Origin of the sequence: Aliihoeflea sp., assembly GCF_052435475.1 — a bacterium.
Taxonomy (GTDB): Bacteria; Pseudomonadota; Alphaproteobacteria; order Rhizobiales; family Rhizobiaceae; genus Aliihoeflea.
In genome coordinates, this window is sequence record NZ_JBQVMV010000009.1 from 90,746 (window position 1) to 115,976 (window position 25,231).

Below are 25,231 nucleotides of genomic sequence, written 5' to 3' on the forward strand. Positions count from 1 at the left end.
CATGACGCGCATTGCCAAGGTCTTCATCAATGGACGCAGCCAAGCGGTCCGTCTGCCTGCGGAGTTCCGCTTCAACGGGACCGAGGTCTATGTCAGCCGCAACGAGAGCGGCGACGTCGTCCTGTCGGAAAAGCCGAACGACTGGAACGGGTTTCTCGCGGCGCTCGGCAAGGAAAAGGTCGGCGATTTCCTGTCGCCTGAAGAGCGTCGGCAGGACGATGCGCAACGCGATCCATTCGCGGGCTGGACCGAGTGACCGCGAAGTACATGCTGGACACCAACATGGTGAGCCAGATCGTGCGCGGGCACCCCGCTGCCATCGTTCGGATGACGGCATTGCCGCTTCACGAGATTTGCGTCTCCGCCATCACCGAAGGCGAGTTGCTGTTCGGCCTCGAGCGTCGACCCGACGCTGTGCGGCTGCATCGGATCGTTCGCGAATTCCTGATGCGTGTGACGATCAAGCCCTGGGACAGCGATACGGCCGCAACATATGGCCGGACGCGCGCGGGACTTGAAAGCGAAGGCAAGTCGCTCGGTTCGCTCGACATGCTGATCGCCGCCCACGCGCTTCAGGCGGACTGCGTTCTCGTGACCAACGACCGGGCTTTTTTGCAAGTGGCCGATTTGCGGATCGAGGACTGGACCGCCCAATGATCAATCCGCCAGCCGCCGCCGCTCGCGGTCGCGGAAGGCGCCGGGGGTGAGGCCGGTCTGCTTGCGGAAGAAGCGGTTGAAATAGGCCGGGTCGGAAAAGCCGAGCGAATAGGCGATCTTGCTGATCGGCGTCGGGGTGAAGATCAGGTCGCGCCGGGCGGTTTCCAGCGTGCGCCGGTCGATCAGGTTCTGGATCGAAAGGCCGGATGCGTTGCGGGTGATGCGGTTCAAATGCGCGGCGGAGACGCCGAGTCGATCCGCATAGAAGCCGACCGGATGGCGCTCGCGGAAATGCGTGTCGACGATCGTCAGCAACGCCTCGATGCGGGCGAGATCGCGATCCTGTTCCTGCTGGCCGTTGCCGGGGCGCGAGGCCCGGGTCAGGGCGACGAGCGCTTCTGTCATCAAGGGTTCGAGCAGCAGCGAGCGGCCGATGGATCGGCCGGAGAGTTCGGCGTCGATCCGCTCGATCGCCTCGGCGGAACGGGTACCGTCCTCGCCCGCGACGGCGACGATGCGCAGCTTTTCGGCGAAGCGCGCGATCTCGCGGTCGGCCGCCGTCAGGCTGCGCAGGCGGTCGGCCAAGGCTGTCACCACGAGCCCGTCGATGTCGCGGGTGAAGCGGAATCCGTGGCCGGCATCGGGCGGGATGTACAGGATGACGGGGGCCGTGAACGCCAGGATGCCGTCCTGCGAGACGATCTCGCCCGAGCCCTGCGGCAACAGGAAGAGCTGGAAAAACTGCTCGTGCCGATGCAGTGCGATCTCCCAATTGTGCAGGTGCGTACGTTCCGGGATCGGCTCGCAATGGAGCCAGAAATCGGCCGGATCGTCCTGATGCTCGCCGAAAAGGCGGTAGGAGGGAATCTTGGTGCGCGCGGTCGTCATGTTCGGATTGTGCAATCCGATGCGGCAAATGTCCATTGAGCTGCCTTTCGCCATGCGCCATTGCTCGTGGCGAGGACAAGGGAGGATTTCGTTTGCGCACGCAGGTCGCCATCATCGGCTCTGGCCCGTCGGGGTTGCTTCTCGGCCAACTCCTGACCAATGCGGGCATCGACAACGTCATTCTCGAGCGCCAGACGCGCGACTACGTGCTGGGCCGCATCCGGGCGGGCGTGCTCGAAGAGGGCACGACGCACATGCTCGACGAGGCGGGCGCGGGCGAGCGAATGCGCCGGCAGGGGCTGCCGCATGACGGGTTTGACCTGACGTTTAACGGTCGCCGACACAACATTGACCTTCATGAACTGACGGGCAAGCGCGTGATGGTCTATGGCCAGACCGAAGTCACGCGCGACTTGATGGACAAGCGGCTTTCGACCGGCGGCGTCACGATCTACGAGGCGGATAGCGTCGAGCCGCACGACTTCGACGGCGCTGGCCCTTATGTCACCTATGAGAAGGACGGCCTAACGCATCGGCTCGACTGCGATTTCATCGCCGGCTGCGACGGGTTTCACGGTGCTTCGCGCAAGGCGGTGGAGGGCAAGGGCCTTGAGACTTTCGAGCGGGTCTATCCGTTCGGCTGGCTCGGCATCGTCGCCGACGTGCCGCCAGTGCATCACGAACTCATCTACGCCAACCATCCACGCGGCTTCGCGCTCTGCTCGATGCGTTCGCCGACGCGCAGCCGCTACTATGTCCAGTGCACGCTCGACGACAAGGTCGAGGAATGGTCGGACGATCGCTTCTGGGACGAATTGCGCCGGCGCCTGCCGCAGGAAACGGCGGAGAAGATGACGACCGGCCCGTCCATCGAGAAGTCGATCGCGCCGCTGCGTTCGTTCGTCGCCGAGCCGATGCGCTTCGGCCGGCTGTTTCTCGTCGGTGACGCAGCGCATATCGTGCCGCCTACGGGCGCCAAGGGGCTCAATCTTGCAGCGAGCGACGTGCGCTATCTCTTCGACGGGCTACGCGAGCATTACGCCGAAAAGTCGGATGCCGGCATCGACGCCTATTCGCAAAAAGCCCTGTCGCGGGTCTGGAAGGCGGAGCGGTTTTCGGCCTGGATGACCTCGACCATGCACCGCTTTGACGATACGGGTCCGTTCGGACAGCGTATCCAGGAGGCGGAACTCGACTATCTGGTTCACTCGCAGGCGGCCTCGGCGTCGCTGGCGGAGAACTATGTCGGCCTGCCATATTGAGGAGGTGAAATGAGCGAGAAATCCAAACGTTACGACCAGGGCATGGCCACGCGCCGCTCGGTGCTGGGCGCATCCTATGTCAACGCCGCCACCAAGAAGTCGAGCACCTATGACGAGCCGTTCCAGACGCTGATCACGGAAGCCGCGTGGGGCCATGTGTGGTCGCGCGACACGATCACCAAGCGCGAGCGGTCGATGATGACGCTGGCGCTGCTCGCAGGGCTCGGCAATTTCGAGGAACTGGCGCTGCACACGCGCGCCACCGCCAATACGGGCGCTTCGCGCGACGACATCATGGAGGCGATGCTGCACGTCGCCATCTATGCCGGCGTGCCGCGCGCCAATCATGCGATCAAGGTCGTCAAGCAGGTACTCGACGAGATGGACGGAGGGCAAAAGCCGTGAGCGACAGCCACATTTCCAACCGCAAGCCGGAGACCGGCGCGTTCTTCCAGCGCGACCGCGAGTGGCATCCGCAGGCCTTTACGCCGTGGTACAAGACGTCCGTCCTGCGCTCGCCGCAGAAGGCACTGCTGTCGCTCGACGGCACGCTGTCGGAAATCACCGGACCGGTGTTCGGTCACAACATTCTCGGCGAGCTCGACAACGACCTGATCACCAATTTCGCGAAGCCGGGCGAGATGGCCATCGGCCCGCGCATCATCGTCTACGGACGCGTGCTCGACGAGCGCGGCAAGGGCGTACCGGGCGCGCTGCTCGAATTCTGGCAGGCCAATGCCGGCGGGCGCTACCGCCACCGCAAGGAGGGCTATGTCGCACCGCTCGACCCGAATTTTGGCGGCTGTGGGCGCACCATCACCGACGAGGACGGGAACTACTCCTTTCGCACCATCCAGCCGGGACCCTATCCCTGGCCAAACGGCGTCAACGACTGGCGCCCGGCTCATATCCATTTCTCGCTCTTCGGCCCCGGCTTTGCGCAACGGTTGATTACGCAGATGTATTTCGAGGGCGATCCGCTGATCTGGAAATGCCCGATCGTGAAGACGATCAACGACAAGGCGGCCATTGACGGGCTGACGGCGGCGCTCGACATGAACGCGACGATCCCGATGGATTCGCGCGCTTACAAGTTCGACATGGTGCTGCGCGGCAGGCGTTCGACGCTGTTCGAGAACCGCATGGACGGGAATTGATTTGCGTTTCGAGGTTCATTGAATACACTGACTACGCGTATTCAATAGGAGGCGACCGTGCCGACTTCCGTTCGACTTGAACCTGAAATCGAGGCGCGTCTCGACGCGCTTGCCGCCCGAACGGGCCGGACGAAGGCGTTTTATCTGAGGCAGATGATCGAGGACGGGATCGACGACCTGGAGGATTACTACCGCGCAGCGGAGATATCCGAACGTATTCGGCGCGGCGAGGAGACGACGCGGCCATGGGCCGACGTAAGGCGCGACCTTGGCCTGGACGATTGAATTCTCGACTTCCGCTGAAAAATCCCTGCGGAAGCTCGACCGCGAGGCGGCACGCCGGATCGCGAAGTTCATCGATCACCGGCTGAGCGTGCTCGACGATCCGCGTCACCTCGGCAAGCCACTGCAAGGCGTCCTTCACGAGCGTTGGAGCTACCGCGTCGGCAACTATCGTCTCATCTGCGAATTTCAGGACGATCGCTTGATCGTTGTCGTCATCGAGATCGGCCATCGCCGGGAAATTTACCGCTAGGAGGAACATCATGGTCCAGCCACTGAACCAGCTCAAGGAAAGCGCGTCGCAGACGGCGGGGCCTTACGTGCATATCGGCCTGACGCCGAACTTCGCCGAAATCGGCGGCGTCTATTCGGAAGACCTCGGCACGTCGATGGTCAACGACAAGACCAAGGGCGAGCGCATCACGATCGTCGGGCGCGTGCTCGACGGTACGGGAACGCCCTTGAGGGATGCGCTGATCGAAATCTGGCAGGCGGATGCGGACGGGCTGCACAATTCGCCGTCCGAGATGCGCGGCTCGGCCGACGCGAATTTCATCGGCTGGGGTCGCTGCCCGACCAATATGGACACTGGCGAATTCCGGTTCGAGACAATCAAGCCGGGCCGCGTTCCCTTCAAGGACGGACGCAAGCAGGCGCCGCACATCACGTTCTGGGTGGTCGCGCGCGGCATCAATATCGGCCTCCACACGCGCATGTATTTCGGCGACGAGGAGAAGGCCAACGGGGAAGATCCGGTGCTCGCGCGCGTCGAGCACCGCGTGCGCGTCGCGACGCTGATTGCGCCGCGCGAGGGTTCGACCTACAGGTTCGACATCCATCTCCAGGGGGAGAAGGAAACGATCTTCTTCGACATCTGAGGCCTGCCTTGTCCGCTTTGCCCTTCGATCACCCGTTTCTCTCCGGTCTTCTGGGCGATGCGGACATTTCCGCGCATTTCAACGCCGAAGCCGACATCGCTGCGATGGTGCAGTTCGAAATCGCGCTTGCGCGGGCGGAGGCGAATGAGGGGGTGATCGGCGCGGAGGCCGCTGACGGCGTTGCGCGCGGTCTCGCCAATTTCCAGCCCGATCTCGCCGTCCTGCGTGACGGTGTTGCGCGGGATGGCGTGGTGATCCCGGCTCTGGTCAAAGCGATGCGTCAGGCCGTGGGCACACCGCATGGTGATAAGGTTCATTTTGGCGCGACCAGCCAGGATGCGATCGATACGAGCCTTGTGCTGCGCCTGAGCGACGTGCTGGCGGTTCTGGAAGATCGGCTGCGCGGTGTCGTCGCGGCGCTGCAAAACCTCGAAACCGCTCAAGGCGGGTTCGAGGTGATGGCGCATACGCGGATGCAGGCCGCGATCCCCGTCACGGCGGCGCGCAAGATCGCGAGCTGGCGGCTGCCGCTCGAACGCCACATCGAACGGCTCGAAGCGGTGCGCCATGACGTGCTGGTGCTCACTTTCGGCGGCGCGGCCGGAACGCTGGAAAAGCTTGGCGAGAAGGGACCGGCTGTGCGCGCGCGGCTGGCTGACGCGCTCGGCCTTCGCGACATCGACAATCCGCGTCACTCGGAGCGCGATGGACAGGCGGCGCTTGCCAACTGGCTGTCGCTCGTGACCGGCAGCCTGGGGAAGATGGGCCAGGATATCGCGCTGATGGCGCAGAATGAGGTCGGCGAGGTGAAGCTGGCCGGCGGCGGCGCGTCGTCGGCGATGCCACACAAGCAGAATCCCGTCGGCGCGGAGGTGCTGGTCACCCTCGCGCGGTTCAACGCGACGCTGCTGGCCGGCATGCACCAATCCATGGTCCACGAAAACGAACGCTCGGGCGCGGCCTGGACGCTCGAATGGATGCTGCTGCCGCAGATGGCGGTGGCGGCCGGAGCATCGTTGCGGGCGGCGAGGGTGCTTCTGGATGGGCTTGGGTTCCGGACTCAAGGCGCCACGTGACGCCTCGCGCGATCGTCGTCTATTGCGGCGTGCTGATGTCGATTTCGTCCTTCACGGTCGACATCACGCTGCCGTCCTTTCCCGACATCGTCGCAGAACTCGACACGCGCTATGCGCTCGTCCAGTGGACCATCGCGGTCTACATGCTTGCGGCCGGTGTCGCGCAGCTCGTATGGGGGCCCGCGTCGGATCGGTACGGCAGGCGCGTCACGCTGGCCTGCGGTCTTGCTGTCTATCTGGCGGGCTGCCTCCTCGGCGCGCTTGCGCCGACGATCGAACTGCTGCTCGCTGCCCGCGCCCTTCAGGGACTCGGCGCGGCAGCGGCGATCGTGCTTGCGCGAACGATCCTGCGCGATCTCTTTTCCGGACAGGAACTCGGCCGCAATCTTGCGCTTGCCAGTGCGATATTTGCCGTCGGACCCATTCTCGCGCCGCTCGTCGGTGCGGCGATCGCGACGCCGTTCGGCTGGCGGGCCATCTATGGATTTCTCGCCGTCTTCGGCATCGGCCTGATCGTGGCGCTCTGGCGGATGCCGGAGACGATCGATCAGAAGGTGCCCGAAGCGACGCGCCCCGCCGTCCTCGCGCAGCGGCTCAGACGGCTTTTCCGCCATCCCCAGTCGCGGCGATTCCTGATCATCTCGTCGGTCATCATGTCGTCCATGCTGATGATTCTCTCCGCGCTGCCACGCCTCTACGAGGCCAATTTCGCGGTTACGGGCCCAGCCTTTGCGATGTTCTTCGCGCTCCACGGCGTCGGCATCGTCATCGGGCAGGTTCTCAACCGCCGGATCATTCCGGTGCTTGGCATGGTGCGGGCGATGCTGCTTGCCAACACGGTGCTGATCGTCGCTGCCCTGCTCGTCCTGGCCGTGACGATTGCCGGGTTCGCCTCGGCACCTGTTCTGACGGCGATCATGATCCTTTTCGCGACGAGCTATCTCGTCGTTTTCTCAAATGGCGCTGCGATGGTCCTCGACCCGCATGGCGATATTGCCGGTTTCGCTGCCTCGCTGTACGGCTTCGTCAGCCAGATCGGCGGCGCGGCCATCACACTGGTCACCGTGGTACTTGTCGGCGACAGCCTCGTCGCCTTTGGCCTAGCGCTCTTGGCAATCTGCGGCACCTCGGCGATCATGGTGTACGACTGGCACCGCCGGGGCGCCGCCTGAGCGCTCACATCGCGTTCATGGTCAGGAGTTCGTACGCCGCGACCTGGTCGCCGTCCTGGTTGTAGACACCGACATCCCAGCGCACTTCGCCATATTCATCGTTGCGGCGGGCCTTCTGCTTGGCCGTGAGGCGTACCTTGAGGCTGTCGCCGGGCGAGACCGGCTTCATGAAGCGCAGATTGTCGAGGCCGTAATTGGCGAGGACCGGTCCCGGCGCTGGCTCGACGAAGAGGCCGGCGGCGAAGCTGAGGATCAGATAACCGTGGGCGACGCGGCCGGGGAAGAAGGGGTTCGCCTTGGCCGCTTCCTCGTCCATATGGGCGTAGAAAGTGTCGCCGGTGAATTCGGCGAAGTGCTCGATGTCGGCAAGCGAGACGGTGCGCGGGTCGGTCCAGATCGTGTGGCCGATGTCGAGGTTGCCGAATGACATGCGGAAAGGATGCGTGTCCTTCTCGATGGTCTTCGAGCCGGCGGTCCAGTTCTTCGTGATGGCGGTCATCAGGTCCGGGTTCGCCTGGATCGCAGTGCGCTGCATGTAGTGCATGACGCCGCGAATGCCGCCCATTTCCTCGCCGCCGCCGGCGCGGCCGGGCCCGCCATGGACCATGTGAGGCAAGGGCGAGCCGTGGCCGGTCGCCTCCTTGCCGGTGTCGCGATTGGCGAAATAGAGCCGGCCATGGAATGCGCCCGCGGTCTCGACGACCTTGCGCGCGACGACGCCGTCATTGGTGAAGACGGAGGCCACGAGCGAGCCAGCGCCGCGATTGGCGATGGCGAGCGCGTGGGCTAGGTCGCGGTAGCCCATGACGGTCGAGACGGGGCCGAAGGCTTCGACTTCGTGGACGGTTTTCGCGCCATCCGGATCGGCGCACTCGAAGAGCAATGGCGACAGGAACGCGCCGGCCTTCGCGTCCGCATTGGCGACCTCGACATGGTCGAGCGCGCCGAAGACGAGCCGCGCATCCTTCGCCAACATGCCGGCTTTTTCGCGTACGTCGTCGCGCTGGGCGAGGCTGGCGAGCGCGCCCATGCGCGTGGCCTCATCGCGCGGGTTGCCGATGGTCGTCTTGGCGAGCCGTTCGGACAGCGCGTCGATGACGGCCGCTCGCCGGTTGTCGGGCACGATGATGCGGCGGATGGCGGTGCATTTCTGGCCCGCCTTGGCCGTCATCTCGCGGTGAGCTTCCTTGATGAAGGCGTCGAATTCGGGCGTGCCGGGCGCAGCGTCCGGGCCGAGGATGGAGGCGTTGAGCGAATCCTGCTCCGCGACGAAGCGGACGGAGTTCTTCATCAGGTTCGGATTGGCGCGCAGCATTGAGGCCGTGGCGGCCGAACCGGTGAAGGAGACGACGTCCTGGCAGGTCAGCCGGTCGATCAGGTCGCCCGTCGAGCCGGCGATGAACTGCACCGCGCCGTCCGGCAGGATGCCGGACTCCACGATCATGCGGAAGGCGGCCTCGGCGAGCCATGCCGTGGACGAGGCGGGCTTGACGATGGCGGGTACGCCGGCGAGCAGCGTCGGTGCCAACTTTTCCAACATCCCCCAGACGGGAAAGTTGAAGGCGTTGATGTGCAGTGCCACGCCCTGCAGCGAGGTCGCGACGTGCTGGCCGACGAAATTATCGCCGCGCGAAAGCTGTTCCAGATTGCCGTCGATATAGATCGTGTCGTCCGGGAGTTCGCGCCGGCCTTTCGAGGCGTAGACGAACATCGTCGCGATACCGCCGTCGATGTCGATCATCGAGTCCGATTTCGTCGCGCCGGTGTCGTAGGAGAGTTCGTAAAGCGCGTCGCGGCGCTCGTTGAGATATTGCGCGACGGCTTTCAGGAGGTGGGCGCGCTGGTGGAAGGTGAGGGCGCGCAAGGCGGGTCCGCCGATTGTGCGGGCGTGGTGGGCCATGGCGGCGAAGTCGAGATTGCCGGAGCCGAGTTGGGCGATCGTCTCGCCGGTGACGGCGCTTTTCAAGTGCGCGATCTTGCCGGAGGGGGCGATCCACCGGCCGGCGGCGAAGGATTGGAGGGAGAGGGTCATGGGAGAGACTCCATATTCTTGAGACCATCGCGATCTGTCGCGCCCCCCTCTGTCCTGCCGGACATCTCCCCCGCGAGGGGGGAGATCACTCTGTGTCGATGGCGAGCATGATCTCCCCCCATGCGGGGGAGATGTCCGGCAGGACAGAGGGGGGCAACGTAGAGCGCTGAAATTTCAAACACCGGCATTCACATCACCCGCGCCGGCAGCGTCGAGAAGCCGCGGAACCTGACACGTCCCGTTCGCCTGGCCTCGCCATCCAGTCGATACTCCGGAAACCGCTTGAAGAAGCGCGAGATGGCAATTCGCCCTTCCATGCGGGCGAGCGAGAAGCCGGCGCACAGATGCGGGCCTTGGGCGAAGGCGAGGTGGCGGTTGGGTTTGCGGGCGAGGTCGAGCGTGTCGGGTCGGTCATATTGGCGCGGGTCGCGGTTGGCGGCGCCGATGCAGAGGTGAATGCGTGTGCCGGCAGCGATCGCTTCGCCGTCGAAGGTGACGTCCTCGACCGCCGCGCGATTGCCGAGCTGGTTGGGCGACTGGAAGCGCAGGAACTCGTCGATGGCGGTGTCGATCATCGATGGGTCGGCATCGAGACGTGCCTTTTCCTGAGGCCATTCAAGGAGTTCGAAGAGAGCGTTGCCGATCAGATTCGTCGTCGTTTCGTGGCCGGCATTGAGGATGAAGATGCAATTCTGAAGGAGCTCCGTATCGGACAGCTGCTCGCCTTCGTTTCCTGCGATCAGCCGTGTCAGAACGTCGGTTGCCGGGTCGCCGGGGTTGGCGCGGCGGCGGGCGGCGAGGTCGGCGAGATAGGCTTTGAACTCGGTAACGGAGCGGTTGCCCCAGTCCTTCTGGTCCTGCGTCAGCGTCGGCTCGAGCGCGCCGAGGATCGCGAGCGACCAGTCGCGCAGCGGGCCACGCTCGTCGTGCGGCATGACGAAAAGATTGCCGATCACCTCGACGGGAATGGCCGAGGCGAAATCCTCGACCAGGTCGACCGATCCCTTGTCCGCCATCTTGTCGAGCAGTCCGTCGACGAGCGCGATCAGGCCCGGCTCCATCGCGGCGATGGCGCGCGGCGTCAGCGCGCCCATCATGATCTTGCGCACGCGCGTGTGCAGCGGCGGGTCATTGAAGACGAGGCTCGTCGTATGATGCTCGTAAAGCGGCGTATCGCCGAATTTCGGCAGGAACTCGACCTTCTTGTCCGACGAGAACGCCTTCGTGTCGCGGTAGACACGGTCGAGATCGGCATAGCGCGAGAGCATCACTGAGCCATCTGCGAAGCGCTTGACGGGCGCGTGCTCCAGAAGCGCGCGATAGGTGGGGAAGGGGTCTTCGGCGAAGGCCTTCGTCACCGCGCCGATTTCGAAATCGCGCGCGAGCGCTTGGTCAGATTCGCGCGCGAGCGCTTGGTCAGATTCGCGCGCAAGCGCTTGCGAATTGTCGTCCGTCATTCGATCCTCCTCGCGACGCCTCCCGCATCGACAGATGTATTATTGACCGTCCGGCCGGTCTATGCAAGCTTTCGTCCAGGCTGCGGGAGAGGCCGGGAGGAACGATGACACTGAGCGCTGAGGAAATCGCGCAGAAGAGCGCGGAGGCGATGTGGGCGCGCGACGACGCCTCGAAATGGCTCGGCATGAGCCTCGATGCGGTGGGGCCGGGGACGGCGACGACCTCCTTCACGGTCGAGAAGCACCACACCAACGGCCATGACATCTGCCATGGCGGCTACATCTTCACGCTGGCCGACAGCGCCTTTGCCTTCGCCTGCAATTCCTACAACCAGCTCGTCGTCGCGCAGCACAATACGATCAGCTTCCTGCGGCCAGGCAAGCTCGGCGCGCGGCTAACGGCTGAGGCGAGCGAGGTGACGCGGTCGGGGCGCAGCGGCCTTTACGACGTTCGCGTGACCGACGAGGCGGGGAAGGTGATCGCCGAGTTCCGCGGCGCCTCGCGTGCCATCGAAGGCCGGCATTTCGAGGAGGACGGACAATGAAGGATTTGACGCCACGCCGCGAGGATCTCGACCCGATCGAGATCGCCTCGCGCGACGAGATTGGCGCCTTGCAGCTCAATCGGCTGAAATGGTCGTTGAAGCACGCCTATGACAATGTGCCGTTCTACAAGGCGAGTTTCGATGCCGCCGGCGTGCATCCGTATGATCTGAACGACCTTTCGGACCTCGCGCGCTTTCCCTTCACGGTGAAGTCCGATCTGCGCGCGAACTACCCGTTCGGCATGTTCGCCGTGCCGCGCGAGAAGGTGGCGCGCATCCACGCTTCGTCGGGCACGACCGGCAAGCCGACGGTTGTCGGCTATACGAAGAACGACATCGAGGTCTGGGCCGAGTGCGTCGCGCGGTCGATGCGGGCGTCGGGCACGCGTCCGGGCGACATCGTCCACATCGCCTATGGCTACGGGCTCTTCACCGGCGGGCTCGGCGCGCATTACGGCGCCGAGCGGCTCGGCTGCACGGTGGTTCCGGTGTCCGGCGGCATGACCGCGCGGCAGGTGACGCTGATCGAGGACTTTCGTGCCTCGACGATCATGGTCACGCCGTCCTACATGCTCTCGATCCTCGACGAATACCGTGCGCAGGGGCTCGACCCGCGCGAGAGCCCGTTGCAGGTCGGCATCTTCGGCGCCGAGCCGTGGACGAACGCGATGCGCTCGGAGATCGAGGAGGCGTTCGACATGCACGCGGTCGACATCTACGGCCTGTCGGAGGTGATGGGGCCGGGCGTCGCCAACGAGTGCGTGGAAACCAAGGACGGGCTGCACATCTGGGAGGACCATTTCTATCCCGAGATCATCAACCCCGAGACCGGACAGCCGGTCGCCGACGGCGAAAAGGGCGAACTGGTCTTCACCTCGCTGACCAAGGAAGCCTTTCCGATCATCCGCTACCGCACGCGCGACCTGACGCGTCTTTTGCCAGGCACGGCGCGCTCGATGCGGCGGATGGAGAAGATTACCGGCCGCTCCGACGACATGATGATCCTGCGCGGCGTCAACGTGTTTCCGACGCAGATCGAGGAGCAGATCCTGAAGGTGCCGGGTCTCAGCCCGCATTTCCAGGTCGAGCTGACGCGCGAAGGGCGGATGGACGAGATGGTCGTCCATGTCGAGGCGACGGCTGGGGAAGCCTCGGACGAGGCGCGCAAGGCCAGCGCCTCGCGCCTGTGCGACCTCATCAAGGACATCGTCGGCGTGACGGTTCGCATCGATGTCGGCGCGCCGGAGACGATCGCGCGCAGCCAGGGCAAGGCGCTGCGTATCGTCGACAACCGGCCGAAGAGCTGATGGCCCGCACCCGCGCCAAGGATTACGACGACAAGCGCGAGGCGATGCTGCACCGGGCGGCGATCGTGTTTGCGCGCGACGGCTACGACCGCGCGTCGATGGCGCAACTCGCCACCGAATGCGGGGTGTCGAAGGCGTTGCTTTACCACTACTACGCCTCCAAGGAGGCGCTGCTCTTCGACATCATCGAGAGCCATCTGCAGGATCTTGTCGCCGCCGTCGGCGAGGCTGACGATGCCGGCCTTGCGCCCGAGGAGCGGCTGGAGGCGCTGGTCGCTGCACTTTTGGAGGCCTATCGCGACGCCGATGCCGAGCACAAGGTGCAGATCGCCGGGCTGAGGCTTTTGCCGCCAGAGGACCAGGAGAAGCTGAAGGCGCTCGAGCGCGAACTCGTCGCGCTCTTCGCCGAGGCGATCCGTGCGCTTCATCCGACGGTCTTCGCCGACAAGAAGCTGATCAAGCCGGTGACGATGAGCCTCTTCGGCATGCTGAACTGGTTCTATATGTGGTTCCGCGAGGGCGGACCGGTCAGTCGAGCGGACTATGCGCGGCTTGCCACGCAAATTCTCGTCGGCGGCGTGAAGTCGCTCTGAAGTCCTTGCGGACGGCGCCTTGCCGTGCGAATTCGGAAAAATGGCCCTGCATCACAATCCCGCGCAAAAGGCGCTCGACGGCCTGATCGACCGGCTTCATGCCAAGGGGCGCATTCGCGTCTGGTCGCTCGTCATCACCATGTTCGGCGACGCGGTCGTGCCGCGCGGCGGGCAGGTGCCGCTGGGCGTCCTGCAGGACGTGATGGGCCGCCTCAGGATCGAGGCCGGGGCGCTGCGCACGGCGATGTCGCGCCTTGCCTCCGACCATTGGGTCATTCGCGAACGGGAAGGGCGCAATTCGAACTACCGCCTTGCGGAAGAGGGCCGCCACGCCTTCGACCTTGCGACGCGGCGCATCTATTCCGAAGGCCCGCCGGCCTGGACCGGGGCCTGGACGGTGGCGATCGCGCCGCCCAATGGCGACAGCGACATTCTCGCGGACGCGACCGGTCTCGGCTTCGTGCGGATCAATGGCGGTGTTTACCTGCGGCCCGAGACCGAAGGCGCGATCCGGCTCGATGACGCGCTCGCCGGTGCGCTGATCGTCCATGGCGAAAGCGCCGAGCATCCCGAGGCGTTTCACGAGCTTTGGCCGTCGCGCGACATCGCGGAGGCGTATCGCGCGCTGATCGCAACGCTGACGCCGCTGCAATCGGCGCTTCAGGCCGGGGCGCGGCTTTCCGGGCTCGACGCGATGGCGGCGCGCATTCTCCTGATCCACAACTGGCGACGCATCGTGCTGCGCGATCCGGGCCTGCCGATCGATCTCCTGCCTGCCGACTGGCCGGGCGAGGATGCGCGAAGCCTTGTGCGGCACCTCTATAGCGCGCTCCATGAGGCGAGCGAAGACTGGCTCGACCATGCCGGCCTGCCGTCGCCGCACGCTCCGCAGCGCTTTTCCGAGCTCGCGACGTCGCCGGTGCCTCAAGACCTCGTGTCCTGACGAGGGAATAAAGCTGCGCTATATCCGTTTGCGGGCCGTGAACATCGGGAGCGCGAATATGTCTGACAATGAATTCGACCCGGCTCGGCGGCGGATGCTGATGCGGCTTGGCCTTGCAGCGGGTGCGGTCTATTCGGCGCCCGTGCTGATGTCGCTCGGCACCGCCCGTGCGTCGTCCGTATCGTTCAGCGCACCTGTACGCCGGGCAAGACCCGTGCAGCGCGCCGCGCCGCCACCTCCGCCGCGACCAGAAATCGTCGTCAGCGCGCCCGATGCCGCCGCGATCGATGCGATCAGCGCGGAGGGCTACGAACTCCTTTCGCGCGCGAGCATCGCGGCCACGGTCTCCGAACTCGCGCGCTTCGTCGTTCCGGCGAACCTGACGATCGACGAGGCGCGGGTGCAGATCAACGGCCTCGTGCCCGCCGCGATCTTCGACATCAACGCGATCTACCGCCCCGAAGAGATGCCGTGCGGAGACGATAGCTGCGCCGCCTTCGACCTGATCGGCTGGAAGAGCGCGGCCCATGGCTGTCCGGCCGACACGGTGATCGGCATGATCGACACCACCGTCAATGGTGACCACGCGGCGCTGGCCGACGTGCCGGTCGAGACTTTTCCGGTCATCGCGGAAGGCCGGCTGCCGGGCGGTGCGGTTCACGGCACGGCGGTCGCCATCCTGATGGCGGGCCGGGCCGATACGCGCACGCCGGGACTGCTTTCGGGCGCGCGGATCATCGCGGCGGAAGCGTTCCACAAGGATGCGAGCGGCAATGACGCGGCCGACACGTTCGACGTCGTGCGCGCGCTCGACGAGATGGTCACGCGCGACATAAGCGTCGTCAATCTGAGCTTCACCGGGCCGGACAATGCGGTTCTGAAGACCATCGTCGATGCGGCGCTCGCCAAGGACATGATCCTCGTAGCAGCGGCCGGCAATGCCGGGCCGAACGCCGATCCGCTCTTCCCCGCCGCCTATGAGGGCGTCGTCGCGGTGACGGCGGTCGACAGCCAGAGCCGCGTCTATCGCCGCGCCAATGTCGGCGACCATGTCGATTTCGCAGCGCCCGGCGTCCAGCTCTGGACGGCCGCTTCCGTCAGCGGCGGGCGTTATCGCTCCGGCACCTCCTATGCCGCGCCCTTCGTTTCGGCCGCATTGGCAGCCGCACGCGCATCGTCGCCGGACGCGAATTCGGCCGACCTCATCGATGCGCTCGCCCAAGGCGTGGTGGATCTTGGTGAGCCGGGTCGTGACGCGACCTTCGGCTGGGGCCTCGTCCAGGCGCCCGCCATCTGCAATGCCGAAGGCGCGGCGCGGCTCATCCCCGCCGGCGGCTAGTTTCTGACGAATATTTTATGGAATAGATCGATAGGCGTGCCGTTACCCTCTCGTCAAAGGGACGAAAATACGAGAGGAAATCGTCATGACCGATACGAAAACCAAGGTTTCACGGCGGGCCATGCTGGCAAAGCTCGGTCTTGCCGCCGGCGCGATCTACGCGGCGCCGGCACTGCTCCAGATCAGCGAGGCGAAAGCTTCGAGCTTCAGCGGCCGCGGGCGTCCGCGACGTCCGATCCGCGGCGACCGCCGCAGTTTTTCGCGGCGCAGCTTCTCGCGTCGGTCCTTCAGCCGATGACGCATAGCTGGGCCGGTGCGATGCCGGCCCGTCTTTCGGGGACATGATGCTTATCCGCTTCGAAGAAACCGGGGTCATCGTCGAAGTTCCGGCGGCCGCAGAGTTCCAAAATGCGCTGCGGTCCGCTGCCTTCGACTGGCCGGTGAGCGAGGTGGCGTCCGGCGTGCCGGTCAGCCGCGTCGTTCCGGCCGATGGACGCTACGTTCTGGAATCGCCGGGTCGCGAACCCGTCGCGGCAAGCGCCGTCGAGGCCGTCTGCGGCCTGATCGTCGATGTCGCGGACGCCGTCATCGCGGAGGCGCCGGCGCGACTTTGGCTGCACTGCGGCGCTGTCGAGTTCGGCGGAAGGCTGGTCGTCTTTCCAAGCCAGTCGCATGCCGGCAAGAGTACGTTGACCGCGCGGCTGGCCGCCGGGGGCCATACCGTGCTCGGCGACGACATTCTGCCCTTGAGCGAAGACGATCGGCAGGGCGTCGCGCTCGGCATAGCGCCGCGCCTGCGTCTTCCGCTACCCTCGGCTGCAAGCGCCGCGTTCAACCGCTTCGTCACTGAGAATACCGCCGCTTCCGACGGTCGGTATCTCTATCTCGATGCCGATTGCGGCGCTCTGGCTCCGCGCGGCACGTCGCGCGAAATCGGCGCCGTCGTACTTCTCGACCGCAGGGAAGAGACGCCTGCGCGCTTTTCGCGCGCCGGCAGCAGCGAAACCCTTCAGACGCTGATCCGCCAGAACTTTACCGGCGACGATAAGGCGGCGCGACAACTCGAGCGGCTGCACGCGCTCGTCGCGCGCCTGCCCTGCCTCAAGCTCACCTACAGCGATCTCGAGGATGCCGTATCGCTTCTGGAGAACCGGTTCCGGCGCTGGCCGATTACGACGGACGATCTTCCCGCGGGCACGGACGTCTCCATGGTGGCTCCACAAGCCCCGGTTCTGGATGGCTTTGATGCCGACCGTCCGTTCCGGCAGGCACCCGGCATCGAACTTCGTCAGGTCGAGGGCGATCTTTTCCTGGCCGATGCGAACGGCACCGGCATCTACCATCTCAACGCGATCGGCACCTGCATCTGGAACCTGCTGGCAGAGCCGATCTCGGCGCGCGAAGCCGAAGCGATCTTGTGCCAGGCATTTCCCGACGAGCCGGCCGCGCGCATATCGTGCGACACGCGCGCGCTGTTCGCCGAGATGAACCAGGCCGGCTTCATCGAAGCTGCCGCTTAGTCCGCCATATAGGCGAAGGCGCCGGTGGCGCTGACCGCGACGCGGCTGTCGCCGCTCGCCCGCATCTCGATGCGGACATAGGCCATGCGTTTTCCGTTCGAGAGCACATCCACGCGGATATCGACGTCGCCGGGCTGTAGGGGCCGAATGAAGTGTGTCGTCAGGTCGACGGTGGTGCATAGGCGGAACCTGCCGTTCAGCGCGGACAGGGTCATCACCGCAACCGTATCGGCAGCCGAAGCGGTCGCCTGGCCGCATACGACGCCGCCGCCATGAACGAGGCGAGGATTGGCCGGCAGCACGAAGTCGCCACCCGTCGCATCGAAGGCGACGGCCTTCAGGTTCAACTCGCCGACCCATGGCGCGAACATCGTGCGCATCAGATGCTCCGCTTCTTCGATGCCGAACGCTTTCATGGCCTCTCCTGAGAAATGCGTTACGAAAACTTGTCGTCACGCCGATTTTTTGTTACATATCGGAAATCGGATCGTATCCGATCACGGAGGATTTGCCATGTACAGCCAGGGCCTGATCGGCGCGAAAACCGAGACGACCGAGGACGAAGCGTTCCTCGCCGCCTTCCAGGCGCGCATCGATGCCGAGGAAAAGATCGAACCCAACGATCCGATGCCGGAAGGCTATCGCCGCACGCTGATCCGCCAAATCGGCCAGCACGCGCATTCGGAGATCGTCGGCATGCTGCCGGAAGGCAACTGGATCACCCGCGCGCCGTCGCTGAAGCGCAAGGCGGCGCTGCTCGCCAAGGTGCAGGACGAGGGCGGCCATGGCCTCTATCTCTATTCCGCTGCCGAGACGCTAGGCGTTTCGCGCGAGCAGATGACCGAGGAACTGATCTCGGGCAAGGCGAAATATTCTTCCATCTTCAACTATCCGACGCTGACCTGGGCCGATATCGGCGCGATCGGCTGGCTGGTCGACGGCGCGGCGATCATGAACCAGATCCCGCTTTGTCGCTGCTCCTACGGCCCCTATGCGCGCGCGATGATCCGCGTTTGCAAGGAAGAAAGCTTCCACCAGCGCCAGGGCTACGAGATCATGATGACGCTCGCGCAGGGCACGCCCGAGCAGAAGGAACTGGCGCAGGACGCGCTGAACCGCTGGTGGTGGCCGTCGCTGATGATGTTCGGCCCGCATGATGGCGACAGCCAGCATGGCGACCAGTCGATGGCCTGGAAGATCAAGCGCTTCACCAATGACGAGTTGCGCCAGCAATTCGTCGATTCGACCGTGCCCCAGGCCGAATTCATCGGCCTGACGCTGCCCGATCCGGACCTGAAATGGAACGAAGAGCGCGGGCACTACGATTTCGGCGCGATCGACTGGGACGAGTTCTGGCGCGTGGTCAAGGGCGGCGGGCCGATGAACAAGGAGCGCATCGCGGCGCGGAAGAAGGCCTGGGAAGACGGGGTTTGGGTTCGCGAAGCCGCGCTCGCCCATGCCGAAAAACGCAAGGCCCGCCGCGCGGCGGCGAAGATTGCAGCGGAGTGAGAGAGATGGCGAAGAACGAGATTCCGCTTTGGGAAGTCTTCATCCGGCCGCGCAACGGCCTGTCGCACAAGCATTGCGGCTCGGTCCATGCGGCCGACGAGGTGATGGCGCTGAACGCGGCGCGCGACGTCTATACCCGGCGCGGCGAGGGCGTCTCGATCTGGGTCGTGCCGTCGGCGGCGATCACCGCGTCCGACCCCGAGCACAAGGACGAAAATTTCGAGCCGGCGGCCTCCAAGGTCTATCGCCACCCGACCTTCTACAAGATCCCCGACGAAGTGGGGCATATGTGATGGCAACGGACGCGCTTCTCGCCTTCGTCTTGCGGCTCGCCGACGACCATCTGATCCTCGGCCACCGCCTCTCGGAATGGTGCGGCCACGCGCCGATGCTGGAGGAAGACCTCGCCATGCCCAACATGGCGCTGGACCTCATCGGCCAGGCGCGGGCTCTCTACCAATACGCCGCCGAGCTCGAGGGCAAGGGTCGCACGGAAGACGATTTCGCCTATCTGCGGCGCGAGCGCGAATACACCAACTGCCTGATGGTCGAGCGGCCGAACGGCGACTTCGCGCACACCATGCTACGCCAGCTCTATTTCGCCGCCTTCATGGAGCCGATGTGGCGCGCCATGGCCGCGTCGAAGGACGAGACGCTGGCCGGCATCGCCGCCAAGGCCGTCAAGGAAGTCGCCTACCATATCCGCCATACGGGGGAATGGGTGATCCGGCTTGGCGACGGCACCGAGGAAAGCTCGGCCCGGATGAAGCAGGCCGTCGAGGATCTCGCGCCCTATGTCGACGAGCTGTTCGATGCCGACGAGGTGACGCGGGCGATGGTGGAAGCGGGCATCGCGCCAGACCCGGCAGTTTTGCGCCAATCCTTCGACCGGACGATGGCGACGATTTTTTCCGAAGCGTTTCTCGACATGCCGAGCGCGCCGTTTGCTCAGCGCGGCGGGCGTGACGGGCGGCATGGGGAGGCGATGGGGTTCTTGCTGGCGGATCTGCAGTACATGCAGCGGACGTTTCCAGGGGCGGTGTGGTGAACTATAGCCGGCCAGAACTGCGGGACAGCGCCCCCCTCTGGGCTGCCGCCCACCTCCCCCGCGAGGGGGGAGATCACCCGGCGTCGGCGACGAGACTAATCTCCCCCCTCGCGGGGGAGGTGGGCGGCAGCCCAGAGGGGGGCAACATAGAGAGCCACCCTTCGCCGGATGACCAGCGCCGCGCCTACGCCGCCGCCGCCGCCGTGCTCGACCCGGAAGTTCCCTGTGTCACCGTCGCCGATCTCGGCATCTTGCGTTCCGTCGAAATCATCGACGGCGTCGCGATCGCCAAGGTCACGCCCACCTATTCCGGCTGCCCCGCCGTCCTCGCCATCGAACTGGCCGTCGAAGCCGCACTTCTCGACGCCGGCTTCCAAGTCCGCGTCGAGCGCGTCATCTCGCCGGCCTGGACGACGGACTGGATCACCGGGGAGGGCCGCGAAAAGCTGCGCGTCTACGGCATCGCGCCGCCGGTCAACGGCTCCAACTCGATCCGTTCGCTCTTCGGCGAGACGGTCGTTGCCTGCCCGCAATGCGGCTCATCCGAGACCGAGCGTGTCTCCGAATTCGGCTCGACCGCCTGCAAGGCGCTTTATCGCTGCACGGCGTGCCGCGAACCCTTCGACTATTTCAAATGCATCTGAGGTCCCGATGGCGCCGCGTTTTCACGAACTGAAGGTCTCCGGCATCGAGCGGCAGACGCCTGATTCCGTCGCCGTCGCCTTCGGCGTGCCGGATGATCTGCGCGAAATTTTCCAGTTTAGGCCGGGTCAATATCTGACGCTCTCGACCGACATCGACGGCAAGGAAGCGCGGCGGTCCTATTCGATCTGCTCGGCGCCGGGCGATCCGCATCTGCGCGTCGGCGTCAAGCGCGTCGCGGATGGGCGTTTTTCCTCCTTCGTCAACGAGACGCTGTCCATCGGCGACGTCATTCGCGTCATGCCGCCGGAAGGGCGGTTCACCTCGCTCGTTGGGCAGCGGCACGACTACATCCTGATCGCTGCCGGATCGGGCATCACGCCGATGCTGTCGATCGCACGCACCGTGCTCGGTCACGAGCCGGACAGCACTGTCACGCTGATCTACGGCAACCGCGCCTCCGACCAGATCATGTTCCTCGAAGAACTCGAGGATCTGAAGGACGCGCACATGCGCCGCTTCAGCTTGATCCATGTCCTCTCGCGCGAGACGCAGGACGTCGAACTGCTGAACGGCCGCATCGATGGCGTGCGTATCCGCGAACTTGCGGCGCGCGGCGCGATCGACCCGCTGGCTGCGGACGGCATTTTCCTGTGCGGCCCCGGTGAGATGATCGACAGCGTCTCGGCGGAACTGACGGCGCTGGGCGTCGACGACGACAAGGTCCGCTTCGAGCGCTTCACGCCTTCCGGCGACGCGCCGAAGCCGCGCCCGCGCTCGGCCGAGGCCGAAAAGGCCGTACAGGATGGCATTGCCATCGAGGTCGTCGTCGACGGCGTGCGGCGGTCCTTCGACATGATCGACCAGGACGCGACCGTGCTCGACGCGGCGCATCGCAAGGGGCTTGAACTTCCCTATTCCTGCGCCAATGGCATGTGCTGCACCTGCCGTTGCCGGGTGGTGGAAGGCGAGGCGGAGATGGCCGTCAACTATTCGCTGCAGCCCTGGGAAATCGAAGCCGGCTTCACGCTCGCCTGCCAGACGCGGCCGACATCGAAGAAACTGGTGCTGGATTTCGACGCGGCTTGAGCCGCGTCACTTTCCTTCGCGAATCTGCGTCAGCGTCCTGGTCGGCGTGATCGCTTCCGGATCGAGCCGGACCTCGATGATCGCGGATGTTCCGCTTGCGCGTGCTCGCTCATAGGCTGGGCCGAACTCTTCCGTCTTCGTCACGATCTCGCCATGCCCGCCATAGGCGCGGGCGAGCGCGGCGAAGTCGGGGTTCTTCATCGTCGTGCCGGAGACGCGGCCGGGATAGTCGCGTTCCTGGTGCATGCGGATCGTGCCGTAGATGCCGTTGTTCAAGATGACGACGATGATCGGGCGGTCATACTGGATCGCGGTCGCGAATTCCTGGCCGTGCATCTGGAAATCGCCGTCGCCGGCCCAGACGAGCACTTCGCGTTCGGGAAACAGACCCTTGGCGGCGACGCCCGCCGGCACGCCGTAGCCCATCGAGCCCGACGTGGGCGCGGCCTGGCCGTTGAAGCGGCGATAGCGGTGGAAGCGGTGCATCCAGGTGGCGAAATTGCCGGCGCCATTGGCGACAATCACGTCCTCGGGCAGGTTCTCTTCCAGCCACGCCATGACGGGACCCATCTTGACCGCGCCGGGGCCGTCGGTCGGCGGGGTCGACCAGTCGAGATAGCTCTGGTGGAGTTCTTCCGTGCGGTTCGCCCAGGCGGGCGTGGCAGAAGGTCCGGTGCGGGAAAAGGCGTCGGCGAACGCGGTGTTGGACGCGTTGATCGCCAGTTCCGGCCGGAAGACGCGGCCAAGTTCTTCCGGGTCTGGGAATACATGGACGAGTTTCTGGTCGGGGTAGGGGCTCTTCAGCAACGTGTAGTCGGCCGACGGCATTTCGCCGAAGCGGCAGCCGATCAAGAGCACGACATCGGCATCCTTGATGAAGCCGGCGAGTTTCGGGTTGGCGCCGATGCCGATGTCGCCGGCATAGCAGTCGTGCAACTGGTCGCAGAGCGTCTGGCGGCGGAAGGAGCAGCCGACCGGCAGCTTCCATTTCGAGATGCCGGCGCAGATCTGCTTGACCGCTTCTTCCGTCCAGCGCGTGCCGCCGAGGACGAGAAAGGGACGTTCCGCGCCCTCGAGCAGTTCGACGAGGCGGTCCATTTCGGGCTGGCCGGGACGCGTCTCGACCGGCGTATAGGGTAGCGGCTTCGGCGCCTCTACCTCGTCCCTCAGCATGTCTTCCGGCAGCGAGATGACGACCGGACCCGGCCGGCCGGAGGTCGCGACGGCGAAAGCACGGGTGACGAGTTCGGGAATGCGGGCCGCGTCGTCGATCTCGACGACCCATTTGGCCATCGAGCCATAGAACGCCTTGTAGTCGACTTCCTGGAACGCTTCGCGCTCCTTGATGCCGCGGGCGATCTGGCCGACGAACAGGATCATCGGGTTGGAATCCTGCTGCGCGATATGGATTCCGGCCGACGCGTTCGTGGCACCGGGGCCGCGCGTCACGAAGCAGATGCCGGGCTTGCCGGTCAGCCGGCCTTCGCAATCGGCCATCATCGCCGCGCCGCCTTCCTGACGGCAGACGACGTTCTCGATGTTCGAATCGTGCAACGCGTCGAGGACGGCGAGGTAGCTTTCGCCCGGAACCGAGTAGATGCGCTCGACGCCGTTCGCTTCGAGTGCATCCACGATCAATTGTCCGCCGGTTCTCATGTCGCGTTCTCCCCGATTTCCTTCAGCACTTCGTCCGTATGCTCGCCAAGACGCGGCGAGGGTCGTTCATACTCCAGCGGCGTCGCCGACATCAGCATCGGCGCGCGCACGGAGGGCAGCTTGTTGCCGTGGCCATCGTCGAGGTCCATGCGCATGCCGCGCGCGATGGTCTGCGGGTCGGCGAAGCTTTCGGCGATGTTGTTGATCGGGCTTGCCGGAACTGCGGCCGCGTCGAGTTTCGGCAGGAGGTCGGCGCGCGTCCACGTCGCGAGCGTCTCGATCATCGTCGCGCGCAGCCGGTCGCGATTGACGACACGCGCGGGGTTGGTGGCGAAGTCCGGATCGGTCGCCAGATGGTCGAGCCCGACGACCTTGCAGAAGCGCTGGAACTGGCCGTCATTGCCGGCGGCAAGGATGAAATGGCCGTCCTTGCAGGGCAGCACTTCATAAGGCGCGATGTTCATGTGGGCGTTGCCCATCTGCTTCGGCGGATTGCCGGAGACGAGATAGTTCAAATTCTGGTTGCCGAGCACCGAGACCTGCGTGTCGAACAGCGCCATGTCGATATGCTGGCCTTCGCCGGTGGCCTCTGCGTGGCGCAGCGCGGCCTGAATGGCGATGACGGAATAGAGCCCGGTGAAGATGTCCGAGATGGCGACGCCGGCCTTTTGCGGCTCACGGCCCGGCTCGCCGGTGATCGACATCATGCCGGACACGCCCTGAATGATGAAGTCGTAGCCCGCGCGCGGCGCGTAGGGTCCATCCTGCCCGAAGCCGGTGATTGAGCAGTAGACGAGGCGCGGGTTGATCGCCTTCAGGCTCTCATAGTCGAGGCCGTACTTCTTCAGGCCCCCCACCTTGAAATTCTCGATCATCACGTCGGCGGTCGCGACCAGCTTTCGCACCTGCTCGGCACCTTCCGGCGTCGAGAAATCGATGGCGACGGATCGCTTGCCGCGATTGGTCGAGTGATAGTATGCGGCCGACAAATTGGTGCCGTCATGCCCCATGACGAAGGGCGGCCCCCATTTGCGCGTGTCGTCGCCGCCGTCGGGGTTCTCGATCTTGATGATGTCGGCGCCGAGATCGGCAAGAACCTGGCCGGCCCAGGGTCCGGCGAGAATGCGGGCGAGTTCGATGACGCGAACGCCCTTGAGCGGCGGTTGAGACATGAATTTAAAGCAGGGCTCCCTCGTGTCCTACCTGCCTAGCAGACCGGGCCGGGCCACGGAACCCGCCTTGGATCAGGCCACGGCGCTCTGTGCCCATTCGGCAAAGTCGGCGGTGATGATGTCGCGATTCATCTCGTTGAGGGATTCGTGGCGGGTCTCGGCGTAAATCCTTGATCGCAGATTCGAAAAGCCCATCGCCTGCATCCGTGCTGCGAGCTTTTCGATCGCCTTGCCGCCATCCGTCGCCGGGTCCCTTTGTCCGCCGACGAGCAGGACCGGAAGGTCGCGCGGGATGATCGTGAAGTTGCGATCGTCGGCGCCGCGGAAGATGAAATCGAAGACCGTCCGCCACGTCGCGACCGAAACGTCGAAGCCGCAGAGCGGGTCGGCGACGTATTTCGCGACCTCCGCCTCGTCGCGCGACAGCCAGTCGAAGGCGGTCTTGGCGTCCGGCACCTGCCTGCCCCAGGTCTGGAAGGTGAGTTTTGGCAGGATGTGCGAAGGCACGTCGGAGCCGAGGCGAAACCGCTCCCAGGCGAGGATGGCCTGAGCCGCGCGGCCCAGAGCGCCGGCGGAAAAGTTGGCGTTGAAAATGGCGGCGGCGGCGACGCGTGAGGAATGGCCCATCAGATAGTTCAAGGCGATCAGCCCGCCCATGGAGTGACCGAAGAGGATGACCTGCAGGCCGGGATGGTTGCGCGCGATGAGGTCGTGCACGGCGTCGACGTCTCCCAGAACCTTGCCATGCGCGGGTTCGGTGCCGAAATGGCCGAGCGGCGCGTCGGGGGCGGTCGTCTGCCCATGGCCGCGATGGTCGTGTGCGTAGGTGTGGAAGCTATGGGCAGCCATGGCGTCCGCGAAACGCGCGTAGCGGGCCGCGTGCTCGGCCATGCCGTGATTGACCTGGATGACGCCGCGCGGCTCGCCCTCGGCCTGCCGGAAATGGACGTTCAATGTCGCGCTGGTCGGCGAAGGGTGGGTGATCATATCGGTGAAGGCCATGCGAT

Annotated in this window: 29 protein-coding genes; 22 read left to right on the forward strand and 7 right to left on the reverse strand. The window is 65.1% G+C overall.

The annotated features are described in order from the left end of the window. Position 1: 1 nt before the first annotated feature. On the forward strand, positions 2 to 256 hold the full coding sequence (locus tag ACT6QU_RS12055; protein ID WP_444564624.1) for an antitoxin: 255 nt from the start codon (positions 2 to 4) through the stop codon (positions 254 to 256). Between the two features lie 11 nt (positions 257 to 267). Next, the gene (locus ACT6QU_RS12060; RefSeq protein WP_444836704.1) at positions 268 to 657 is read left to right on the forward strand and encodes a type II toxin-antitoxin system VapC family toxin; all 390 of its coding nucleotides are present in this window, start codon (positions 268 to 270) and stop codon (positions 655 to 657) included. Here the strand turns inward: ACT6QU_RS12060 and ACT6QU_RS12065 are convergent, their stop codons facing one another. Then, positions 658 to 1,599, reverse strand: a complete 942-nt coding sequence (locus ACT6QU_RS12065; RefSeq protein WP_444564622.1) for a helix-turn-helix domain-containing protein — start codon at positions 1,597 to 1,599, stop codon at positions 658 to 660. 38 nt (positions 1,600 to 1,637) lie between these two features. Here ACT6QU_RS12065 and pobA point away from each other — a divergent pair, with 38 nt between their 5' ends. The 8 genes from pobA to ACT6QU_RS12105 are packed head-to-tail and all read left to right on the forward strand — an operon-like array spanning position 1,638 to position 7,372. Continuing rightward, on the forward strand, positions 1,638 to 2,807 hold the full coding sequence (gene pobA, locus ACT6QU_RS12070) for a 4-hydroxybenzoate 3-monooxygenase (protein ID WP_444564621.1): 1,170 nt from the start codon (positions 1,638 to 1,640) through the stop codon (positions 2,805 to 2,807). Positions 2,808 to 2,816: 9 nt separating this feature from the next. Next, entirely contained in the window at positions 2,817 to 3,212 is a 396-nt protein-coding gene (gene pcaC, locus ACT6QU_RS12075) for a 4-carboxymuconolactone decarboxylase (protein WP_444564620.1), read from the forward strand. Then, positions 3,209 to 3,964 carry a protocatechuate 3,4-dioxygenase subunit beta gene (pcaH, locus tag ACT6QU_RS12080; RefSeq protein ID WP_444564619.1) on the forward strand — a complete coding sequence of 252 codons (756 nt, stop codon included), beginning with the start codon at positions 3,209 to 3,211 and terminating at the stop codon, positions 3,962 to 3,964. Before pcaC ends, pcaH begins: the two co-directional genes overlap by 4 nt. 57 nt (positions 3,965 to 4,021) lie before the next feature. After that, positions 4,022 to 4,249: a type II toxin-antitoxin system RelB family antitoxin gene (relB, locus tag ACT6QU_RS12085; protein WP_024588760.1), complete on the forward strand. Its 228-nt coding sequence runs from the start codon at positions 4,022 to 4,024 to the stop codon at positions 4,247 to 4,249. Next, a complete protein-coding gene (locus ACT6QU_RS12090; protein ID WP_444564618.1) occupies positions 4,233 to 4,499 on the forward strand; it encodes a type II toxin-antitoxin system RelE family toxin in 267 nt (88 codons plus the stop codon). Before relB ends, ACT6QU_RS12090 begins: the two co-directional genes overlap by 17 nt. A gap of 10 nt (positions 4,500 to 4,509) precedes the next feature. Beyond that, positions 4,510 to 5,124, forward strand: coding sequence for a protocatechuate 3,4-dioxygenase subunit alpha (gene pcaG, locus ACT6QU_RS12095; RefSeq protein ID WP_444564617.1), 615 nt, complete (start codon positions 4,510 to 4,512; stop codon positions 5,122 to 5,124). Between the two features lie 8 nt (positions 5,125 to 5,132). Continuing rightward, positions 5,133 to 6,200, forward strand: coding sequence for a 3-carboxy-cis,cis-muconate cycloisomerase (locus ACT6QU_RS12100; RefSeq protein WP_444564616.1), 1,068 nt, complete (start codon positions 5,133 to 5,135; stop codon positions 6,198 to 6,200). Further along, positions 6,197 to 7,372, forward strand: coding sequence for a Bcr/CflA family efflux MFS transporter (locus tag ACT6QU_RS12105; RefSeq protein ID WP_444564615.1), 1,176 nt, complete (start codon positions 6,197 to 6,199; stop codon positions 7,370 to 7,372). Before ACT6QU_RS12100 ends, ACT6QU_RS12105 begins: the two co-directional genes overlap by 4 nt. 4 nt (positions 7,373 to 7,376) lie before the next feature. Here the strand turns inward: ACT6QU_RS12105 and paaZ are convergent, their stop codons facing one another. Both paaZ and ACT6QU_RS12115 read right to left on the reverse strand, forming a co-directional pair. After that, positions 7,377 to 9,404, reverse strand: coding sequence for a phenylacetic acid degradation bifunctional protein PaaZ (paaZ, locus tag ACT6QU_RS12110; RefSeq protein WP_444564614.1), 2,028 nt, complete (start codon positions 9,402 to 9,404; stop codon positions 7,377 to 7,379). A 188-nt stretch (positions 9,405 to 9,592) separates the two neighbouring features. Beyond that, positions 9,593 to 10,861, reverse strand: coding sequence for a cytochrome P450 (locus ACT6QU_RS12115; RefSeq protein WP_444564702.1), 1,269 nt, complete (start codon positions 10,859 to 10,861; stop codon positions 9,593 to 9,595). A gap of 104 nt (positions 10,862 to 10,965) precedes the next feature. Between ACT6QU_RS12115 and paaI the strand changes: the two genes are divergently transcribed. The 7 genes from paaI to ACT6QU_RS12150 all read left to right on the forward strand — a co-directional run bounded on the left by paaI (position 10,966) and on the right by ACT6QU_RS12150 (position 17,108). Continuing rightward, complete coding sequence (paaI, locus tag ACT6QU_RS12120) at positions 10,966 to 11,406, forward strand: hydroxyphenylacetyl-CoA thioesterase PaaI (protein WP_444564703.1); 441 nt, start codon at positions 10,966 to 10,968, stop codon at positions 11,404 to 11,406. Next, a complete protein-coding gene (paaK, locus tag ACT6QU_RS12125; protein ID WP_444564704.1) occupies positions 11,403 to 12,713 on the forward strand; it encodes a phenylacetate--CoA ligase PaaK in 1,311 nt (436 codons plus the stop codon). Before paaI ends, paaK begins: the two co-directional genes overlap by 4 nt. Beyond that, positions 12,713 to 13,306, forward strand: coding sequence for a TetR/AcrR family transcriptional regulator (locus ACT6QU_RS12130; protein WP_444564705.1), 594 nt, complete (start codon positions 12,713 to 12,715; stop codon positions 13,304 to 13,306). Before paaK ends, ACT6QU_RS12130 begins: the two co-directional genes overlap by 1 nt. A gap of 40 nt (positions 13,307 to 13,346) precedes the next feature. Further along, on the forward strand, positions 13,347 to 14,249 hold the full coding sequence (locus ACT6QU_RS12135) for a PaaX family transcriptional regulator (protein WP_444564706.1): 903 nt from the start codon (positions 13,347 to 13,349) through the stop codon (positions 14,247 to 14,249). Between the two features lie 58 nt (positions 14,250 to 14,307). Next, the gene (locus ACT6QU_RS12140; protein WP_444564707.1) at positions 14,308 to 15,588 is read left to right on the forward strand and encodes a S8 family serine peptidase; all 1,281 of its coding nucleotides are present in this window, start codon (positions 14,308 to 14,310) and stop codon (positions 15,586 to 15,588) included. Between the two features lie 85 nt (positions 15,589 to 15,673). Further along, positions 15,674 to 15,886, forward strand: a complete 213-nt coding sequence (locus tag ACT6QU_RS12145) for a hypothetical protein (RefSeq protein ID WP_444564708.1) — start codon at positions 15,674 to 15,676, stop codon at positions 15,884 to 15,886. Positions 15,887 to 15,929: 43 nt separating this feature from the next. Then, positions 15,930 to 17,108: a PqqD family peptide modification chaperone gene (locus ACT6QU_RS12150; RefSeq protein WP_444836879.1), complete on the forward strand. Its 1,179-nt coding sequence runs from the start codon at positions 15,930 to 15,932 to the stop codon at positions 17,106 to 17,108. Here the strand turns inward: ACT6QU_RS12150 and ACT6QU_RS12155 are convergent. After that, positions 17,105 to 17,524, reverse strand: coding sequence for a PaaI family thioesterase (locus tag ACT6QU_RS12155; RefSeq protein WP_444564710.1), 420 nt, complete (start codon positions 17,522 to 17,524; stop codon positions 17,105 to 17,107). The two genes, ACT6QU_RS12150 and ACT6QU_RS12155, sit on opposite strands and share 4 nt — an antisense overlap. 97 nt (positions 17,525 to 17,621) lie before the next feature. Between ACT6QU_RS12155 and paaA the strand changes: the two genes are divergently transcribed. The 5 genes from paaA (at position 17,622) to paaE (ending at position 21,396) form a co-directional block, all read left to right on the forward strand. After that, positions 17,622 to 18,617 carry a 1,2-phenylacetyl-CoA epoxidase subunit PaaA gene (paaA, locus tag ACT6QU_RS12160; protein WP_444564711.1) on the forward strand — a complete coding sequence of 332 codons (996 nt, stop codon included), beginning with the start codon at positions 17,622 to 17,624 and terminating at the stop codon, positions 18,615 to 18,617. Between the two features lie 5 nt (positions 18,618 to 18,622). Next, positions 18,623 to 18,910 (forward strand): 1,2-phenylacetyl-CoA epoxidase subunit PaaB, encoded by a 288-nt coding sequence (paaB, locus tag ACT6QU_RS12165; RefSeq protein WP_024588744.1) that lies wholly within the window; start codon positions 18,623 to 18,625, stop codon positions 18,908 to 18,910. Continuing rightward, positions 18,910 to 19,665: a 1,2-phenylacetyl-CoA epoxidase subunit PaaC gene (paaC, locus tag ACT6QU_RS12170; RefSeq protein ID WP_444564712.1), complete on the forward strand. Its 756-nt coding sequence runs from the start codon at positions 18,910 to 18,912 to the stop codon at positions 19,663 to 19,665. The genes paaB and paaC overlap by 1 nt, the downstream gene beginning before the upstream one ends. Before the next feature lie 119 nt (positions 19,666 to 19,784). Next, positions 19,785 to 20,309: a 1,2-phenylacetyl-CoA epoxidase subunit PaaD gene (gene paaD / locus ACT6QU_RS12175; protein WP_444564713.1), complete on the forward strand. Its 525-nt coding sequence runs from the start codon at positions 19,785 to 19,787 to the stop codon at positions 20,307 to 20,309. A 7-nt stretch (positions 20,310 to 20,316) separates the two neighbouring features. Next, positions 20,317 to 21,396 (forward strand): 1,2-phenylacetyl-CoA epoxidase subunit PaaE, encoded by a 1,080-nt coding sequence (gene paaE, locus ACT6QU_RS12180; RefSeq protein ID WP_444564714.1) that lies wholly within the window; start codon positions 20,317 to 20,319, stop codon positions 21,394 to 21,396. A gap of 6 nt (positions 21,397 to 21,402) precedes the next feature. Here the strand turns inward: paaE and ACT6QU_RS12185 are convergent, their stop codons facing one another. The 3 genes from ACT6QU_RS12185 to ACT6QU_RS12195 form a co-directional block, all read right to left on the reverse strand. Beyond that, positions 21,403 to 23,052 carry a thiamine pyrophosphate-binding protein gene (locus tag ACT6QU_RS12185; RefSeq protein WP_444564715.1) on the reverse strand — a complete coding sequence of 550 codons (1,650 nt, stop codon included), beginning with the start codon at positions 23,050 to 23,052 and terminating at the stop codon, positions 21,403 to 21,405. After that, positions 23,049 to 24,224 (reverse strand): CaiB/BaiF CoA transferase family protein, encoded by a 1,176-nt coding sequence (locus ACT6QU_RS12190; RefSeq protein ID WP_444564716.1) that lies wholly within the window; start codon positions 24,222 to 24,224, stop codon positions 23,049 to 23,051. The genes ACT6QU_RS12185 and ACT6QU_RS12190 overlap by 4 nt, the downstream gene beginning before the upstream one ends. A gap of 72 nt (positions 24,225 to 24,296) precedes the next feature. Further along, the gene (locus ACT6QU_RS12195) at positions 24,297 to 25,226 is read right to left on the reverse strand and encodes an alpha/beta fold hydrolase (protein WP_444564717.1); all 930 of its coding nucleotides are present in this window, start codon (positions 25,224 to 25,226) and stop codon (positions 24,297 to 24,299) included. Positions 25,227 to 25,231: the final 5 nt, after the last annotated feature.